This window comes from Bradyrhizobium sp. BRP19 (genome assembly GCF_020194195.1).
Classification (GTDB): domain Bacteria; phylum Pseudomonadota; class Alphaproteobacteria; order Rhizobiales; family Xanthobacteraceae; genus Bradyrhizobium; species Bradyrhizobium yuanmingense.
In genome coordinates this window covers 1-2,158 of sequence record NZ_JADYVZ010000063.1, presented here as the reverse complement: position 1 = coordinate 2,158, position 2,158 = coordinate 1, and the positions used below count along the sequence as shown (strand labels likewise).

Below are 2,158 nucleotides of genomic sequence, written 5' to 3'. Positions count from 1 at the left end.
GGCAGAGCGATCTTGGTCGAGATCGTTCAGTGAAGGCTCGAAGTTGTTGGATAATCTCAAGATACAACAACATCAGCGTTGAGCAGTCGAATCGTGTAGATCATATAAGCGACGACGAGCTTGGGGCGGTCGCCTAATTTGAGCTGCTCATATCGAGTGAGACCATGGTTCAGGGATGGCCCGTGAAGAGCTTAGCGCGTCCAACCGATCGAAAGTCAGTAAGGGGCAAGAAGCCATCTTCTAAAGTAGTAGGTAGTCCGCGCCTCAGGCAGATCCCGCCAGGGACGGTCCGCACGATCCACAACACGCCCTCGACGAACATCCGCTGTCACGGCCCGTCGAGCCGCGCTGGTCTGGCCGAGGATGATCAAGCTGGAGATGCGATCCCATTGCCCATCGTTCAGAACGACCAATCCATGACACCGAAGGCTTCCTCCTAAAGGAAAGCCTTAAAACACTGTGCAACTGATTTGAGAAACCCAAGAGTCCGCACGACCTAGAGCGCGACCGGCGAGGCGATGAGTTGGGCGTCGTAATCGACAGTTCGCCGCTCGCTGCTCGCGCCGACGAAGCAGGCGATCGTTCCCCCGTGTGGGCATCAACTTCGCCGAGAGCAAGGCAGATGCAGGCGCGTGTAGTCATCCCCACCTGACGGTTTCGCTTGACTTCTCCCCGCAAGCAATTGGCGCTTGGTGCGATTGTCGCAACTCGCATGGACACGTCGGTGCCTAAGTTGCTTTCACGTCAATCTTCTTGGGCGGCTTCTGAGCTTCCGCATTTTTCGGCAAAGTCACCCTAAGGACGCCGTTCTTGACGGAGGCCTCAATCTTGCTGGCCTCCACACATTCCGGTAAACCGAAGTAGCGCGCGAAGGAGCCGTAACTGCGCTCGGAGAGGTAGTAGTCCTTGTGCTTCTCTTCCTTGTGTTCTTTTTTCTCGCCTTTAATGGTCAGTCCGCCATTGATAACCTGAACCTCTATGTCCTTTTCATCGAGTCCAGGCAGTTCGGCTGTAATCTCGTAAGCCTTGTCGCTTTCACTAAGATCCACTGCGGGGCTTGCGGCGACCTTCTTGGCAACCGACCTTCCAAGACTAGCGTGCGGGGGGAACGAGCGGCGCCAGAAATCGCCGCCAAACAAGTCTTCGAACAAGCGATCCACCTCGTTGCGCAATGCCTCGAGTGGGCGCCATGCTTCAGGAAAAAACGCGGGCTCACTAGCCTTCCTGGTGACGGGTACTCTCGTCTCATTCGTCATGATCTAACTCCATGTTTGAGATCATTCTGGAAGGCGCAATCTCTGACTGCGCTGAGCGGACCAGGTCGTCATAGACCGTAATAGCAACCAATGTGCCAACTCGCCTCCTGATTGAGCGCTCATGTGTGAGAGAACATATTTGAGGCGATGGCTACGGGCGACCGGTTGAAAGTTTGGAAGATTGAGCAGGACCCATCTGAAATAATAGGTGGTCCCGGGGAATGCTCCCTAGGCATGCGAGGTGGCTGTCTAACAAAGGCGACCCACAGCGTCCGATCTCTGACAAGCTTGGTTCTCAATCGGACAAACGCTATGCAGCAGAAGAGGAAAGACGGAAGTTGCTTGGCCATCCTTCGTCTCGGCAGCAACGAGATGCCTGGCATCGACTTTGCACCGAGAGATCTGGGAACGTCGTGGAAAGTCACCCTGCTCGCAAAACGTCCTCTTGAGGTTACGCTTCCTTGGTCACACTTTGACCTCGCTTGCGAGCAGTTTGCCGGATGAAAGACGCCATCGATAGGCAATCCGGCACCACAGCGCAATTTAGTATCACGGGGCGGCATCGACTCTAGAACAGAGGAGGTTAGGCCATGTCTGACTCGTTCCAGCGCTCCAACCTGGCCCAGTCAATGGAAGCGCAACGTGCAGAAGTCGAGCACGCGCTCACCCGCAGCCCATTCAGAATCTACGCTGATCGCATGGGCCAACAGGGCGCGAAGACCATCAACATTCTACAAGTTGCCTGGATACTGCGGGTCAAGCGCGGCTGCGAAACGGTCTTTACACGCCTACCCGAGCTCTTGGCAAGCGGCGAACGTCTAGCCAAAGATCTGAGGAACCTGCGTGACGATGGACGGCTTGGCGTTTCTTGGCGTGAATACATCCGCGACGCGGGCGAGCGC

1 protein-coding gene and 1 pseudogene are annotated in these 2,158 nt (G+C 55.7%); one reads left to right on the top strand and one right to left on the bottom strand.

Annotated elements, in window-relative coordinates; translation table 11 throughout:
- Positions 1–728: 728 nt before the first annotated feature.
- Positions 729–1,256, bottom strand: coding sequence for an Hsp20/alpha crystallin family protein (locus I6F36_RS38450; RefSeq protein ID WP_225143911.1), 528 nt, complete (start codon positions 1,254–1,256; stop codon positions 729–731).
- A 590-nt stretch (positions 1,257–1,846) separates the two neighbouring features.
- Between I6F36_RS38450 and I6F36_RS38445 the strand changes: the two are divergent.
- A pseudogene (locus I6F36_RS38445) lies at positions 1,847–2,158 on the top strand (alpha/beta hydrolase); the annotation flags it as partial.

Bases quoted from the DNA above. Each gene is read 5' to 3' on its own strand.
- I6F36_RS38450 (WP_225143911.1), bottom strand. From the start codon at position 1,256: ATGACGAATGAGACGAGAGTACCCGTCACCAGGAAGGCTAGTGAGCCC.